General features: G+C 56.0%; 12 protein-coding genes, 1 tRNA gene and 1 pseudogene. All 14 read right to left on the reverse strand.

What is annotated here, in order from left to right; genetic code table 11:
- Positions 1-773 (reverse strand): annotated as a pseudogene (locus tag ACIQ3A_RS10080) (PAS domain-containing sensor histidine kinase); the annotation flags it as partial.
- A gap of 1 nt (position 774) precedes the next feature.
- The gene (locus ACIQ3A_RS10085; protein ID WP_396431611.1) at positions 775-1377 is read right to left on the reverse strand and encodes a DUF4390 domain-containing protein; all 603 of its coding nucleotides are present in this window, start codon (positions 1375-1377) and stop codon (positions 775-777) included.
- On the reverse strand, positions 1370-2725 hold the full coding sequence (gene rsmB / locus ACIQ3A_RS10090) for a 16S rRNA (cytosine(967)-C(5))-methyltransferase RsmB (RefSeq protein WP_396431612.1): 1356 nt from the start codon (positions 2723-2725) through the stop codon (positions 1370-1372). Before rsmB ends, ACIQ3A_RS10085 begins: the two co-directional genes overlap by 8 nt.
- A 19-nt stretch (positions 2726-2744) precedes the next feature.
- Positions 2745-3287: a hypothetical protein gene (locus tag ACIQ3A_RS10095; RefSeq protein WP_396431613.1), complete on the reverse strand. Its 543-nt coding sequence runs from the start codon at positions 3285-3287 to the stop codon at positions 2745-2747.
- 103 nt (positions 3288-3390) lie between these two features.
- On the reverse strand, positions 3391-7605 hold the full coding sequence (gene rpoC / locus ACIQ3A_RS10100; protein WP_396431614.1) for a DNA-directed RNA polymerase subunit beta': 4215 nt from the start codon (positions 7603-7605) through the stop codon (positions 3391-3393).
- A 23-nt stretch (positions 7606-7628) separates the two neighbouring features.
- Positions 7629-11753, reverse strand: coding sequence for a DNA-directed RNA polymerase subunit beta (gene rpoB, locus ACIQ3A_RS10105; RefSeq protein ID WP_396431615.1), 4125 nt, complete (start codon positions 11751-11753; stop codon positions 7629-7631).
- Positions 11754-12051: 298 nt separating this feature from the next.
- Positions 12052-12426, reverse strand: a complete 375-nt coding sequence (gene rplL, locus ACIQ3A_RS10110) for a 50S ribosomal protein L7/L12 (protein WP_396431616.1) — start codon at positions 12424-12426, stop codon at positions 12052-12054.
- Positions 12427-12466: 40 nt separating this feature from the next.
- Entirely contained in the window at positions 12467-12973 is a 507-nt protein-coding gene (gene rplJ, locus ACIQ3A_RS10115; protein WP_396431617.1) for a 50S ribosomal protein L10, read from the reverse strand.
- A 256-nt stretch (positions 12974-13229) separates the two neighbouring features.
- Positions 13230-13925, reverse strand: a complete 696-nt coding sequence (gene rplA / locus ACIQ3A_RS10120) for a 50S ribosomal protein L1 (protein WP_396431618.1) — start codon at positions 13923-13925, stop codon at positions 13230-13232.
- The gene (gene rplK, locus ACIQ3A_RS10125; protein ID WP_108408127.1) at positions 13926-14357 is read right to left on the reverse strand and encodes a 50S ribosomal protein L11; all 432 of its coding nucleotides are present in this window, start codon (positions 14355-14357) and stop codon (positions 13926-13928) included.
- A 122-nt stretch (positions 14358-14479) separates the two neighbouring features.
- Positions 14480-15061, reverse strand: coding sequence for a transcription termination/antitermination protein NusG (nusG, locus tag ACIQ3A_RS10130; RefSeq protein ID WP_396431619.1), 582 nt, complete (start codon positions 15059-15061; stop codon positions 14480-14482).
- Positions 15061-15444 (reverse strand): preprotein translocase subunit SecE, encoded by a 384-nt coding sequence (gene secE / locus ACIQ3A_RS10135; protein ID WP_396431620.1) that lies wholly within the window; start codon positions 15442-15444, stop codon positions 15061-15063. Before secE ends, nusG begins: the two co-directional genes overlap by 1 nt.
- Positions 15445-15543: 99 nt before the next feature.
- Positions 15544-15619: transfer RNA gene (locus ACIQ3A_RS10140), tRNA-Trp, on the reverse strand.
- A gap of 12 nt (positions 15620-15631) precedes the next feature.
- On the reverse strand, positions 15632-16809 hold a 1178-nt coding region (gene tuf, locus ACIQ3A_RS10145; RefSeq protein ID WP_396431621.1), incomplete at its 5' end, for an elongation factor Tu.

Genomic DNA, 16809 nt, shown 5'->3' on the forward strand with positions numbered 1-16809 from the left:
GAAAGTCCTGATTGAGGCAGCAAAACCAGCACCTTGATGCGCCCTTGATCACCACCGGGTATGGTTTCGTCCAGTCCCTCCACCCACTCAACACTGCCTTTTTTCTTCGCGTCTTTGAGTTGCTGGATCGGGGGAAGTTCGGGCCGAATTTGAAATCTGGATTGCCCGGCACTGGCGACCATGCGTCCGCTGGTTGTCCAGAGCACCGCATCACTGACACCCAGTTGCTCACGCATTTTTTCCAGCGCAATGCCCGCACTCACGTCGGCCACATCGCTCAATTGGTTGGCTGCAACTCGCGCTTTTTTGGACAACTCCGTGCTCAGAGTGTCAAGCGTGGCTCGCCCCAGGTTCAGGCCGGCCACCAACGCGGCCTCTACTTTGACATCGAACCAACTCTCGATGGATCGTGAGACGAACTGGTAGGACACCACATAAATCAGCACGCCAGGAATGAACCCCACCAGCGCAAAAATCCCAGCCAGCTTCACCAGCAAGCGGGAGCCGAATTGGCCACGCCTGAGTCTTATCAATAGCCTCACCGCGCCCCACAAGATGGTGATCAGCAAACCACTGGCCACTACGGCGTTGATCAGCGCAAGCCATTCGTAATTCTGGTTGTAACTTTCACGATTGCCTGTGGCTTGGGTCATCAGCACGATCAGTCCCAAACCGATCACCACCATTGCCAAGGCGCCTAAAGCCAACAGCCACCGACTGGCGCGCGATGCCTGCAGTTGTTGCTTTGCAGATCGGTTGATCGACAGCCCCATCTCAGCGCACCATGTCCGGCGTGAGGCGCAACTGCCTGGCCACCATCAAAGTCCACTCGGCTTGGTTGCCGGCGGCGATCTGAAACGGGCGCGGCAGTTGAGAAGTGTCCAGCCTGAAACGGTAAGCAATGTATTGCCGCGCCTCCAGGTCCAGGTCGGCCATCTCAGCCACCTTCCAGCCAGATTGACGCCGGATCACATCCAACGCCTCAGGCAGTGTTTCAAAACTCTGTGAAATACTGCCTGCCAAGCCTCCGCCAGACATCGGCTCATTGGAAACATTCAGGCGCCACCGCCGGGTCAGGGGCTGAAAAGCCAATCTGTAGAACCGTGTTGCCGTGCCGATTTTGCGGTCATACCAATACCAGCGGTCTCGCATGACTTCGGCCTCTGAGACAAAGTGCACCGCCAGTCCTTTGACCAGAGCATCTTCAACGGCGAGCCCCAACTCCAGCTTGATCTGGGCGGTCAAATACAGCGCAGCCTCACGGCGTTCGGCGCGCAATTCCGTCAGCTCGGCCACGGAGGTTTGGGCCCAGGCCGATGGCGCGACAAGCAGCCAGGCCCCAAGGACCCAGCCGCCCAAGCGCCAGAACTCAGCCAAGGCGCTTTTCCAGCAGTGCGTAATAAAACCCATCATGTTCACCCAATGGATTGTCCTCGACTGGCAGCCCAATTGGCAGCTGTCCGGGAATCAAATGTCCTGGTGAGGGCTGCAATAGGGCATTGGTGTTGCTTTGAAGAAACGCCTGAACGGTCTCATCACCCTCGGCCTTGAAGACGGAGCAGGTGCAATAAAGCAGGCGCCCACCGGGCACCAGCAAAGGCCAAAGCGCCTTGAGCAGCGCCGCCTGTGTTTTGGCCAATTGCCCGCTGTCTGTGGGTCTGCGCAGCCAGCGCACATCTGGGTGCCTTCGCACAATGCCGGATGCTGTGCAGGGTGCGTCCAGCAAGATGGCGTCAAACGCTTGTCCATCCCACCATTGAGCGGGTTGTCCGGCGTCTGCTGCAAGCACCTCAGCTTGCAGGCCCAAGCGCTGCAAATTCTGATGAATCCGCTCGCAGCGTGACGCATCCACATCCAAAGCCAGTACATGGGCATGGGGGTAGATTTCAAGCAAATGTCCGGTTTTCCCCCCGGGGGCTGCACAAGCATCCAGGATCCGCCATGGCTTGGCGTTTTCCATGCCTTGCAACAACAAGGGAGCGGCCACTTGGGCCGCGGCATCCTGTACAGAAACATGGCCTTTGGAAAATCCCGGCAACTGGTGCACTGGCATGGCCTTTGTTAATTGCAAGCCTTGCACACCCACGGCCAGAGCACCCACTCCGATCGCTTCGAGTTGCTGCTGATACGCAGCCACGCTATGGTGCAGGCGATTGACGCGCAGTGTCATTGGCGCTGCTTTTTGTGCCACCTCCAAAAGCTGCTGCCAGTGCAGGGGGTGATCAGCCTGCAAGCGCTCGACCCACCAACGAGGGTGATTCCATCGGGCCTCTAAATCATCGTCGGTTTGCTTCAGCAATGCTTCGCGTTCGCGCATGAAACGCCTGAGGCAAGCGTTGATGAACCCGCTTTGGGCTTGTGTTTGTCTTTGCTTGCGAGCGGCCTCCACCGTTTGATTGACCAAGGTATGGATGGGGTACGGCGCATCTGCCTCGTTCCAGCACAAGGCCAATGCCGTACACAACAGGGCATCTGCTGGTGGTGATGGCGTTTTCGCAGCCAGTTGCTCACGCAAAGCGGTCGCACGCCCCAGCTGTCTCAGGGCATGAAAACTCAAGGCTTGAACCCCAGGCCGCAGTTCATGCGGAACACTTTCAAGTTGAGCGGTCAGCGACCGCCCCTGGCGTGTTGCCTGCACAGCGGCGGCGGTAGCTTGCAGCAGCCGCCATAAAGGGGGTGACTGGCCTGAAGAAGTCTGTTCGCTGGATTGGGCAAGTTGTGTCATCGATGATTTCTGAGGGCGTTCAGGCAGCGCCCATGGACAAATCCATTCGCATGGCGGGCTGAAGGTTCAGGCGTTGCGCAAGCCAGGATGCAGGGCGCATGGTCAGCGCATCGTTGTATGCCATCACGGCCACATGGTATGGAATGAGCGCGGCGGGCAAGGTTTGACGCATTCGGTTCAATGCGATGTCCAGATCGGGTTTGACCGCGTCGTTAGGTGTTTGCAGCAGCAGGCGAATTTCCGCCACCACTTTTTGGTGCTGCGCCATAACCTGCTTTTGGCAGGCTCCATCCAACGGCTGCAAGCGGGCTTGCGACAAGGCCTCGAGCAACTCATCACAAGCCGATTGCAGTGCTTGCAGGCCATCTGCACCGGCCTCCAGAGCCAGCGACTGCCGCGCAGCGATGCCGCCCTGCATGCGCACCAGCAAGCGCAGCCAAACGGCATCGACACTGCTCCACTGCCTAACAACCTCTGCGCGCAGACGCAGCAATCGATTGTGTGCGCCAACCGCCCAAAACAGAGCAAGCGCGAGCAAGATGCCAAAAATCAACGCTCCCATGGTTCCACCTCCATCCAATCCTCGCCATAAAAAACAGCCCCTGACCGCAAACCGGTGCAGGGGCTGTTCAAGCTGTTCACCTTGTGACAGGTGAAGGCGTCACTCAGGCAGCTTCACCTGCGTCAGAGACGGCGTCTTCGGTCGACGTCCCCGCCAAGTCTGCAGCTTCAGCATCGGCAATGGCGCGGCGCTCTGCGTCGTCCATGGCATCCTTGACGGCACGCGCTTTGTGATAAGCCAAGCCCGTACCTGCAGGAATCAGACGACCCACGATCACGTTTTCTTTCAGACCACGCAACTCGTCGCGTTTGCCCATGATCGCTGCTTCGGTCAGCACTCGGGTCGTTTCCTGGAAGGAAGCGGCAGAGATGAACGAATCGGTCGACAAGGAAGCCTTGGTGATCCCCAGCAACAAGTTGCTGAAGGTCGCCGGGATCTTGCCGTCGCTCTGCAAGGCATCGTTGGTGTTGAGCATTTCAGAACGTTCAACCTGCTCGCCGGAAATGTAGCCGGAGTCGCCGATGTTCTCGACCACCACCCTGCGCAACATCTGGCGAACAATCACCTCAATGTGCTTGTCATTGATCTTCACGCCTTGCAAACGGTAAACGTCCTGCACTTCGTCAACGATGTAACGGGCCAGTTCTTCGATGCCCAACAGGCGCAAGATGTCTTGCGGATCGGCAGGGCCGTCTACAATGCTTTCGCCCTTGTTAACGACCTGGCCTTCGTGGACCAGGATGTTCTTCTCTTTGGGGATCAGTTCATCCCAGACCTTGCCATCAGGATCGGTGATCTGCAAACGGACCTTGCCTTTGGTTTCCTTACCGAAGGACACAGTGCCCGTGATCTCGGCCAGCATGCCTTTGTCTTTGGGGGTGCGAGCTTCAAACAATTCGGCCACACGCGGCAAGCCGCCGGTAATGTCACGCGTCTTTTGTCCTTCAACCGGGATACGGGCCAGCACTTCGCCTGGGCCAACGCTCATGCCATCGCGCACCTGAATCAGCGAACCGATCTGGAAGCCGATGGTCACCGAGTGATCGGTCCCTGGGATCTTGACTTCCTTGCCTGCGGCGTCGATCAGCTTGACCTGAGGACGGATGATCTTGGCAGCACCACGGCGCTTGGGATCGATCACCACCAGCGTGGACAAACCGGTCACTTCGTCCAATTGCTTGGCAACGGTCAGACCTTCTTCGACGTTCTCGAATTTCACCTGACCGGCAAATTCAGTGATGATGGGTCGGGTCAATGGATCCCAGTTGGCCAGGATGGCACCAGCCTTGATGATCTGATCGGCCTTGACCGACAAGATCGCACCGTAAGGCACTTTGTGACGCTCACGCTCACGTCCGTGTTCGGTGATCACGATCTCGCCTGAGCGGGAAATCACCACCAACTCGTTTTTGCTGTTGGTCACGTAGCGCATCGTGGCGTTGAAGCCGATGGTGCCATTGGACTTAGCTTCCACGCTGGAGGCGACTGCTGCGCGCGATGCGGCACCACCAATGTGGAACGTGCGCATGGTCAGCTGTGTGCCTGGTTCACCAATCGACTGAGCGGCAATCACGCCCACTGCTTCGCCGTTGTTGACCAGACCACCACGGCCCAGATCACGGCCATAGCACTTGGCGCAAAGACCAAAGCGTGTCTCGCAGGTCAGTGCGGTACGCACTTTCACTTCGTCCACACCGGCAGCTTCCAGTTCGTCGAGCAAGTCTTCGTCGAGCATGATGCCCGCTTCGGCCATGACAGAACGGTTTTCGGGGTGCAAGACATCCTCGACCACAGTTCGGCCAAGAATTCGGTCGCGCAAGGATTCGATCACTTCGCCGCCTTCAACGATGGCGCGCATCAGCGAGCCGTCAGAGGTGCCGCAATCGAGTTCAGTCACAACCAGGTCTTGGGTCACGTCCACCAAACGACGCGTCAGGTAACCCGAGTTCGCCGTCTTCAAAGCCGTGTCGGCCAGACCTTTTCGTGCACCGTGCGTCGAGATGAAGTACTGCAACACGTTCAGACCTTCACGGAAGTTCGCCGTGATGGGGGTCTCGATGATCGAGCCGTCGGGCTTGGCCATCAGACCACGCATACCGGCCAACTGGCGAATCTGCGCTGCAGAACCACGCGCACCGGAGTCGGCCATCATGTAAATCGAGTTGAACGATTCCTGATCGACTTCGTTGCCATGGCGGTCAATGGTCCGCTCTTTACGGAGTTGGTCCATCATCACCTTGGACACCACGTCACCCGCTTTGCCCCAGATATCGACCACTTTGTTGTAGCGCTCGCCAGCGGTCACGAGACCGGAGACGTATTGCTGTTCGATGTCTTTGACTTCTTTTTCAGCGGCCTCAATGATGGCGGGCTTCTCTGGTGGCACCAACATGTCGTCGATACCAATCGAGATGCCGGCGCGTGTAGCCAGACGGAAACCGTTTTGCAACAGTTTGTCGGCGAACACCACGGTCTCTTTCAAACCACACTTGCGGAAAGACGTGTTGATCAGCTTGGAAATTTCTTTCTTCTTCAGCGCCTTGTTCAGGTTGGAAAAAGGCAGGCCTTTGGGCAAGATTTCCGACAGCAATGCACGGCCGACCGTGGTTTCGACCATCGAGACAGATGAAGAGAATTCACCCGTGACTTTGTCTTTGGTCCACTCGGTCATGCGCACGTTGATCTTGGCAGTCAGCTCAACAGCATCGGCATCCAGCGCGCGTTGCACTTCGCCAATGTCGGCAAAGATCAAGCCCTCACCCTTGGCGTTGATGCGGTCACGCGTGGCGTAGTAAAGACCCAGCACCACGTCTTGCGAAGGCACGATGGATGGCTCGCCAGAAGCGGGGAACAAGATGTTGTTCGAGGCCAGCATCAAGGTGCGGGCTTCCATCTGCGCTTCGACCGACAGCGGCACGTGAACAGCCATCTGGTCACCGTCGAAGTCGGCGTTGAAGGCCGCGCAAACCAGCGGATGCAACTGAATGGCTTTGCCTTCAATCAACAAAGGCTCAAACGCCTGGATGCCCAGACGGTGCAGCGTAGGCGCACGGTTCAGCATCACGGGGTGCTCTTTGATGACCTCTTCCAGGATGTCCCACACCACCGGCGTACCGGCTTCAACTTCTTTCTTGGCCGCCTTGATGGTGGTCGCAATGCCCATCGCTTCGAGGCGGGCAAAGATGAAAGGTTTGAACAATTCGATGGCCATCAACTTGGGCAAACCGCACTGGTGCAGCTTGAGCGTTGGTCCCACGGTGATGACGGAACGACCCGAATAGTCGACGCGCTTGCCCAGCAAGTTTTGACGGAAACGACCGCTCTTGCCTTTGATCATGTCGGCCAAAGACTTCAGGGCACGCTTGTTGGCACCGGTCATGGCTTTGCCGCGACGGCCGTTGTCCAGCAAGCTGTCCACGGCTTCTTGCAACATCCGTTTTTCGTTGCGGGCAATGATCTCGGGCGCCTTCAGTTCCAGCAAACGGCGCAGACGGCTGTTGCGGTTGATGACGCGGCGGTACAGGTCGTTCAGGTCAGAGGTCGCAAAGCGACCGCCATCCAGCGGCACCAAAGGACGCAAGTCCGGTGGCAACACGGGCAGCACTTCGAGCACCATCCAGCCAGGCTTGATGCCAGACTTCTTGAAAGCTTCCAGCACTTTGAGGCGCTTGGAGTTCTTTTTGACTTTCAGTTCGGAGCCTGTCAAGTCACCGCGCAAGCGTTCGATTTCGCTTTCGATGTCAATGCCTTCGAGCAACTCACGAATGCCTTCAGCGCCCATCTTGGCAGTGAATTCATCACCGTATTCCTTGAGCTTGGCATCGTAATCGTCTTCAGTCATGATGCCGAATTTCTTCAACGGAGTCATGCCGGGATCGGTCACCACATAGGCTTCAAAGTACAGAACGCGCTCGATATCGCGCAGCGTCATGTCGAGCACCAGGCCCAAACGTGATGGCAGTGATTTCAGGAACCAGATGTGGGCGCAGGGCGCGGCCAGATCAATGTGGCCCATGCGCTCACGGCGTACTTTGGTCTGCGTGACTTCAACGCCACACTTCTCGCAGATCACGCCGCGGTGCTTGAGCCGCTTGTACTTGCCGCACAAGCATTCGTAGTCTTTGATAGGGCCAAAAATCTTGGCGCAAAACAGACCGTCGCGCTCAGGCTTGAAGGTACGGTAGTTGATGGTTTCCGGCTTTTTCACCTCGCCGAAAGACCACGAACGGATCTTCTCGGGCGATGCCAGGCCGATGCGAATCGCATCGAAGTGGTCATCGGGCGTGAACTGCTTGAACAGGTCGAGTAGTGATTTCATGGTTTAAATCCTTTGCCTGTGAATTAAGAACGCTCGAGCTCGATGTCAAGACCCAGCGAACGGATTTCCTTGACCAGCACGTTGAACGATTCGGGCATACCCGCTTCGATGGAGTGTTCGCCTTTGACGATGCTCTCGTAGACCTTGGTACGGCCTTGCACGTCGTCGGACTTGACGGTGAGCATTTCTTGCAGGACGTAAGAAGCACCGTATGCCTCCAGCGCCCACACTTCCATCTCACCGAAACGCTGACCACCGAACTGAGCCTTACCACCCAGCGGCTGCTGTGTGACCAAGCTGTAAGGACCTGTCGAGCGCGCATGCATCTTGTCGTCCACCAAGTGGTGAAGTTTCAGGAAGTGCATGTAGCCAATGGTGGTTGGACGGTCAAAAGCATCGCCTGAACGGCCGTCAAACAAATTGGCTTGTGTGCGTGTGGCGGTCAAGCCCTTGGCCTTGGCCAGATCCTCTGGATAGGCCAAGTGCAGCATCGCGCGAATTTCTTCTTCGGCTGCACCGTCGAACACCGGCGTAGCGAATGGGAAACCTTCTGTGAGGTTGCCCGCCATGGCGAGGATTTCGTCGTCCGTCAATTGCGACAAGTCTTCCTTGCGTCCCATGCTGTTGTACAACTGCTCGAAAAGTTTGCGCAATTCAGCGATTTTTTCCTGGCGTTGGGTTTCAGCTTGCAGCATGTTGCCAATGCGATGGCCAATGCCTTTGCCGGCCCAACCCAGGTGAACTTCGAGCACCTGACCCACGTTCATGCGCGATGGCACGCCCAGCGGGTTGAGCACGATGTCGACAGGGGTGCCGTCTGCCATATAAGGCATGTCTTCGACCGGTACGATCTTGGAGACCACCCCTTTGTTGCCGTGGCGGCCAGCCATTTTGTCACCCGGTTGCAAGCGGCGCTTGACGGCCAGGTAGACCTTGACCATTTTCAGCACGCCCGCAGGCAACTCGTCGCCTTGTGTGAGCTTCTTGCGCTTTTCTTCAAAAGACAAGTCAAAGCTGTGACGGGTTTGCTCCAGCGAATTCTTGATGGATTCGAGTTGCATGGCCACGTCGTCTTCAGCAGGACGAATGTCAAACCAGTGGAATTTCTCGACCGAAGCCATGTAGGCCTTGTCCAGCTTCGTGCCTTTGGCAAGTTTCTGCGGACCACCGTTGGCCACGCGTCCCACCAGCAATTTTTCAATTCGGTCAAATGCATCGGCTTCGACAATGCGCAACTGGTCATTCAAATCCAGACGGAAGCGCTTGAGCTCGTCGTCGATGATTTGTTGTGCACGCTTGTCACGCACGATGCCTTCACGGGTGAAGACTTGCACGTCGATCACTGTGCCTTGTGAGCCCTGGTCTACACGCAGCGAAGTGTCTTTCACATCACTGGCTTTTTCGCCGAAGATGGCGCGCAGCAGCTTTTCTTCTGGCGTCAGTGTGGTCTCGCCTTTTGGCGTGACCTTGCCGACCAGCACATCGCCGGGTTGCACTTCTGCGCCCACGTAAATGATGCCGGAATCGTCCAGACGACCCAGTTGTTGCTCGGACAAGTTAGGGATATCGCGCGAAATTTCTTCGGCGCCCAACTTGGTGTCACGCGCCATCACCACGAGTTCTTCGATGTGGATCGAGGTGTAGCGGTCTTCCGACACGACACGCTCAGAGATCAGGATCGAATCTTCGAAGTTGTAGCCGTTCCATGGCATGAAGGCGATCAGCATGTTCTGGCCAATCGCGATTTCGCCCAGGTCGGTCGAGGCGCCGTCGGCGATCACATCACCCTTGGCCAGCTTGTCACCGCGTTGCACGATGGGGCGTTGGTGGATGTTGGTGTTCTGGTTAGAACGCTGGTACTTGATCAGGTTGTAGATGTCCACGCCGACTTCGCCGGCCATGGCTTCGGCGTCATTGACGCGGATCACGATGCGCGTGGCATCGACGTAATCTACGATGCCGCCGCGTGTGGCCGTGACCACGGTGCCCGAGTCAACAGCAGCAACACGCTCGATACCGGTACCGACCATGGGCTTTTCAGGACGCAAGACAGGCACAGCCTGACGCGACATGTTGGCACCCATCAAGGCGCGGTTGGCGTCATCGTGCTCCAGGAACGGCACCAAAGATGCAGCCACTGAAACGATCTGGGCAGGCGACACGTCCATGTACTGGATTCGCTCTGCGCCACACAGGATGGATTCGCCTTTTTCACGGGCAGAGACCAAATCACCAGTCAGCTTGCCGTCTTTGTCCAAAGCCGCGTTGGCCTGGGCGATGACGTACTTGCCTTCTTCGATGGCCGACAGGTAGTCGATGTTCATCGTGACTTTGCCGTCGATCACCTGGCGATAGGGGGTCTCAATGAACCCATATTCGTTCAGGCGGGCGTACAGGGCCAACGAGTTGATCAAACCAATGTTTGGACCTTCAGGCGTTTCAATGGGGCAGACACGGCCGTAATGGGTCACGTGCACGTCACGCACTTCAAAACCTGCACGTTCGCGGGTCAAACCACCCGGGCCAAGTGCCGAAACACGGCGCTTGTGGGTGATCTCGGCCAGCGGGTTGGTCTGGTCCATGAACTGTGACAACTGCGATGCGCCGAAAAACTCTTTCAGGGCAGCAGAGATCGGCTTGGAGTTGATCAGGTCGTGTGGCATGAGCGGCTCTTGCTCGGCCTGGCCCAAACGCTCTTTCACAGCTTTTTCGATGCGCGCCAAACCGGTGCGGTATTGGTTTTCGGCCAGTTCACCGACACAACGCACGCGGCGGTTGCCCAGGTGATCGATGTCGTCAACTTCTCCGTTGCCGTTGCGCAAGTCCACCAAAATCTTGACCACGGCCAAGATGTCTTCGTTGGTGAGCACCATGGGGCCAGTCGAGTCAGGGCGGCCCACACGGGCGTTGAACTTCATGCGGCCAACACGCGACAAGTCGTAGGTGTCAGGGTTGTAGAACAAGCGCTGAAACAGGGCTTGCACAGCGTCTTCTGTGGGTGGTTCGCCAGGACGCATCATGCGGTAGATGGCCACGCGTGCAGCAAACTCGTCGACGGTCTCATCGATGCGCAAGGTCTGCGAAATGTAAGCACCCTGGTCAAGTTCGTTCGTGTAGATGCACGGCAAATCTTGGATACCAGATGTGCGCAGCTTCTTCATCAGTGCTTCGGTCAATTCTTCGTTGGCCTTAGCGATGATTTCACCGGTGTCTGCATCAACGATGCTGCGAGCGACCACACGCCCGACCAGGAAGTCTTCCGGCACACTGATGTGCGTGGTGCCCGATTGTTCAAGTTCACGGGTGTGGCGCACGGTGATGCGTTTGTCTTTGGCGATCACCACTTTGCCGGACTTGTCGGTGATGTCAAAACGTGCAACTTCACCGCGCAGGCGTTCGGCCACAAATTCCATTTGTGCGCCGCTGTCCATCAAACGGAAGTTGTCATTGACGAAAAAGTTCGCCAGGATCGATTCAGGGTTCAGGCCAATGGCCTTGAGCAAAATCGACACAGGCATCTTGCGGCGACGGTCCACCCTGAAGTAAAGGATGTCTTTCGGGTCGAATTCGAAGTCGAGCCACGAACCGCGGTAAGGGATGATGCGCGCGCTGAACAGCAGCTTGCCCGAACTGTGGGTTTTGCCTTTGTCGTGCTCAAAGAAAACGCCAGGTGAACGGTGCAACTGAGACACGATCACGCGCTCAGTACCGTTGATGATGAAAGAGCCTTTGTCGGTCATCAGGGGCACTTCGCCCATGTAGACCTCTTGCTCTTTGACTTCCTTGACCACTTTGGACTGCGATGTCGATGAGTCGCGGTCATAAATGATGAGCTGAACGCGAGCGCGCACAGCCGACGAGAATGTCAGACCTCGCGTCTGGCATTCACGCACGTCAAACGCTGGCTTGGCGAGGTTGTACTCGACAAATTTCATCTCCACAAACCCGTTGTGAGAGACGATTGGGAAGGCCGACTCAAAAGCCGCTTGCAGGCCTTCGTGTGTGCGTTTGGATGAAACTACACCTGCTTGTAAAAATGACGTGTAAGCGTCTTTTTGCATTTGCAGCAGGTAAGGAACTTCGAGCACGCTTTCGCGGCTTCCGAAACTTTTGCGGATTCGCTTGCGTTCGGTGTATGAATAGGCCATGAGATCTCCGGGCTTGATCTTTCAGAACTGAGTGTTGAACGAGCTTTTGCACTCATTCAACGGGCTTGGCGGCTGGCCACTACCAGCGTTGGCGGACGATTGCGCATTGCACGCAACCCGAACCAAGGGTTTTCTGCAGTCGGGTCAGAAAACACTGAAAAACTGACTTTTAAAAATCAACTTTTCGGTGTTTTGAGAAGCAGCAAAAGTGGGCTTTTCAGCTTTTACTTCTGTCCGCTCTTCAAGCACCAAAGGCTGGAGGCCCTTTCGGGCACTCCAGCCTTGGATCGCAACCGAATTACTTGAGTTCGGCCTTGGCGCCAGCTTCTTCCAGCTTCTTCTTGGCAGCTTCAGCGTCAGCCTTTGGCAGACCTTCTTTGACTGCTTTAGGAGCGCCATCCACCAGGTCTTTGGCTTCTTTCAAGCCCAGACCGGTGATTTCACGAACCGCTTTAATCACGGACACTTTGTTCGCGCCAACTTCAAGCAACATGACGTTGAATTCAGTTTGCTCTTCAGCAGCTGCAGCAGCACCACCACCAGCGGCAGCAGGTGCGGACATGGCCGCAGCGCTCACGCCAAATTTCTCTTCGATGGCTTTCACCAGTTCGTTGAGTTCCATGACCGTCATGCTGTCCAGCGCGGTCAAAAATGCGTCTTTATCGAATGCCATTTTTATTTCCTAACAATTGGTTAAAACACGAACGCTGGCCTTAAGCGGCAACAGCTTCGCCTTCGCCTTTTTTGGCCGCCAGCGCACCCAACACCACTGCGGTGCGGGACATCGGCGACATCAGCAAGCCACACAACTGGGCAAACAACACTTCTTTCGAAGGAATGCTTGCCAATTGCTTAACGCCATTGACGTCCAAGGCTTTACCTGCAAATGCACCTGCACGAATCACCAACTTGTCGTTGGTTTTCGCGAAGTCAGCCACCACCTTAGCGGCGGCAACAGCATCGACAGAGAAGCCATAGATCAGCGGGCCGGTCATCTGATCGGCGACAACTTCAAACTGCGTACCTGTCACAGCACGGCGAGCCAAGGTGTTTTTCAACACCGTCAGCGATACGCCGAGGCTGCGAGCTTTGGCTCGCAAGTTTGTCATGTCAGCGACCGTGATACCACGGTATTCCGCCATCACAAGCGTTTGAGCTTTAGCGGCGAGGTCGGTCACTTCGGAAATGACCGCTTCTTTCTCACTGCGATTCAGACTCAAGGTCTACTCCTTTGTGTGTGTTCTTTGGGTCACCCCTGAAACACGCCTATTTGCAGCGACCAACTGTTCAGGACATTCATCCATCTGCAGCGGGATCGCCATCTGCGTTGGCCCAAACCTGCAATTTGACTTGCGGGTTTGTTGATTAAGCACAGCGGCGTGTGCACCAACGGTCTTGGATGGCCTGCGGTCTCTTTACAAAGACTGCAGCCCACCACATTGAGCCAGTGTTAAGACCGGCTCAAATTTTTAGCCATCAAGCGGAGATGGATTGTGTGTCGACGCGAACGCCCACACCCATGGTTGAAGAGACGGCCACCTTGCGCAGGTAAACACCTTTGCTGGTGGCAGGCTTGGCTTTCACCAAAGCTTCAATCAAGGCCGCCAAGTTGCCTTGCAACTTGTCCGTGTCAAACGAACGGCGACCGATGGTGCCATGCACGATACCGGCTTTGTCAACTCGGAACTGGACTTGACCGGCTTTGGCGTTCTTCACGGCCGTTGCCACGTCAGGGGTCACAGTACCGACTTTAGGGTTAGGCATCAGGCCACGTGGGCCCAAAATCTGACCCAAAGTACCCACCACGCGCATCGCGTCAGGGGCAGCGATCACCACATCGAAAGGCATATCGCCTGCTTTGACGCGGGCAGCCAGGTCTTCCATGCCGACAACGTCAGCGCCAGCAGCGCGAGCTTCGTCAGCCTTGGCGCCTTGGGCGAACACGGCAACACGGGCTGTTTTACCCGTGCCGTTGGGCAAAACAACAGCGCCACGCACCACTTGGTCAGACTTCTTGGCATCAATGCCGAGTTGCACAGCCACATCGATGGATTCATCGAACTTGGCAGTGGCATGTTCTTTGACCATGGTCAAGGCATCGGTCAGAGCGTACAGCTTGAGACTGTCCACTTTGCCGACTTGGGCTTTTTGTTTTTTGGTGAGTTTGGACATTTACACGCCCTCCACATTCACGCCCATGGACCGGGCAGTACCAGCGATGGTGCGAACGGCTGCGTCCATGTCGGCAGCAGTCAAGTCTTTCATCTTGGTGGTGGCGATTTCTTCCAGCTGAGCGCGGGTGATCTTGCCGACTTTTTCAAGACCTGGCTTGGTGGAAGCCTTGTCGATCTTGAGGGACTTCTTGATCAGGGTCGCTGCAGGCGGCGTCTTGATGATGAAGGTGAAGGACTTGTCTGCAAACGCAGTGATGACCACTGGCAGCGGCAGACCTGGCTCAACGCCCTGAGTCTGGGCGTTGAACGCCTTGCAGAATTCCATGATGTTCAAACCACGTTGACCCAATGCTGGACCAATAGGTGGTGATGGATTGGCTTTACCAGCTGGCACTTGCAGCTTGATGAAGCCGACGATTTTTTTCGCCATGCTTTTCTCCTTGCGGGTTTTAACGCGCAAGACCGTGTGGTCTCAGGCTCCCCGGGGTTAACGACTCTGACATATTGCCTGGCACCGAGTCGGGAAGCGCCAGGCAGAAATAAAAAGACCGATCAGGTTTTTTCGACTTGACCGAACTCCAGTTCAACGGGTGTTGCGCGGCCAAAAATGGTCACTGAAACGCGCATCTTGTTGCGCTCGTAATTGACTTCTTCAACGGTGCCATTGAAATCAGTGAATGGACCCTCTTTGACGCGGATGTATTCACCCACCTCAAACTCCACTTTGTGGCGAGGCTTGTCAGTGCCTTCTTGCATCTGACTGACGATTTTCTGAACGTCCGCTTCGGAGATAGGGGCAGGACGATTTTTAGAACCGCCCACAAAACCTGTCACTTTGTTGGTGTGCTTCACCAAGTGCCAGGTTTCATCGTCCATCACCATTTCGACCAGCACATAGCCTGGGAAAAATTTACGTTCAGTAGTTCTCTTTTGTCCGTTTTTGATTTCGACCACTTCTTCGGTCGGCACCAAGATACGGCCAAATTTGGAAGCCATACCTGAGCGCGTGATGCGCTCAACGATATTGCGCTCGACCGCTTTTTCCATGCCCGAATACGCGTGGACCACGTACCACTTGAGGTCGGGGTTGGTCGATGAGCCAGCCATGGCCGCGTTGACTACAGCATCATTCATTATTTTTTCCACCCAAGAATCAGATCGTAGAAAACCCATTCGAGAGTTTTGTCGGTCAGCCACAAAAACAAGGCCATCACCACCACAAAGGCAAAAACATAAGCTGTGATCTGCATGGCTTCTTTGCGTTCAGGCCAGACCACCTTCTTGACTTCGCGAACAGCATCGCGGCCAAAGGCAATCAGTTGGCGGCCCGATTCAGATGTAAAGAAGACGACCACACTGGCCAGCAGGCCAACCAGCAGACCAACCCATTGGATCAAACTGCCTTTGCCGGCCAGCATGTAATAGGCCACCAATGCGGCAATGACCAATGCACCAGCCAATGCCAGACGCATCTTGTCACCAGCAGCACTCACAGTTTGAACTTCGGACGTTGCCATACGGCTTGAAACCTTTTTTGAACCTCAACCCATGAGGCTACTTGTAAGACAATGAAGCCCGCTAGGGGGTCTAGCAGGCTTGAAAATCCACCCTTCAGGTGGCAGGGGCAGTAGGAATCGAACCTACAACCTTCGGTTTTGGAGACCGACGCTCTGCCAATTGAGCTATACCCCTACTTGAATCTCTTCAAGCAATGATCTTGGCAACGACGCCAGCACCAACGGTGCGGCCACCTTCGCGGATGGCAAAGCGCAGGCCTTCTTCCATCGCAATGGGGTTGATCAACTTCACAGTGATCGACACGTTGTCACCCGGCATCACCATCTCTTTGCCTTCTGGCAACTCGATCGCACCCGTCACGTCCGTCGTACGGAAGTAAAACTGCGGCCGGTAGTTGTTGAAAAATGGCGTGTGACGGCCACCTTCGTCTTTGGACAAGACATAAATCTCGCCCGTGAAGTGCGTGTGTGGCTTGATCGAGCCTGGCTTGCACAGCACTTGGCCGCGCTCAACGTCTTCACGCTTGGTGCCGCGCAACAAGATACCGACGTTGTCACCCGCTTGACCTTGGTCCAGCAACTTACGGAACATCTCCACACCCGTGCAAGTGGTCTTGACGGTGTCCTTGATGCCCACGATTTCGATTTCTTCACCGACTTTGACAATACCGCGCTCGATACGGCCAGTCACCACCGTGCCGCGACCGGAGATGGAGAACACATCTTCCACGGGCATCAGGAAAGCACCGTCCACGGCGCGCTCTGGCAACGGGATGTAAGTGTCCAGCGCATCGGCCAGCTTCATGATGGCTTCTTCGCCCAATGGGCCCTTGTCGCCTTCGAGGGCCAGCTTGGCCGAACCCTGGATGATCGGTGTGTCGTCGCCTGGGAAATCGTACTTGGACAAAAGTTCGCGAACTTCCATCTCGACCAGTTCCAGCAACTCGGCATCGTCGACCATGTCGCACTTGTTCAAGAACACGATGATGTAAGGCACGCCCACCTGGCGGGCCAACAAGATGTGCTCACGGGTCTGGGGCATCGGGCCGTCAGCAGCCGAGCAAACCAAAATCGCGCCGTCCATCTGGGCAGCGCCCGTGATCATGTTCTTCACATAGTCAGCGTGGCCTGGGCAGTCCACGTGTGCGTAGTGACGGTTTTGTGTCTCGTACTCAACGTGCGCAGTGTTGATCGTGATACCACGGGCTTTTTCTTCCGGTGCAGCGTCGATCTGGTCATACGCTTTGGCCGAACCACCGAACTTGGCGGCCAACACGGTGGTGATGGCAGCTGTCAGTGTGGTTTTACCGTGGTCAACGTGACCGATGGTGCCCACGTTGACGTGGGGTTTGGTCCGTTCAAATT

The organism is Limnohabitans sp., from assembly GCF_044361985.1.
GTDB lineage: Bacteria > Pseudomonadota > Gammaproteobacteria > Burkholderiales > Burkholderiaceae_C > Limnohabitans_A.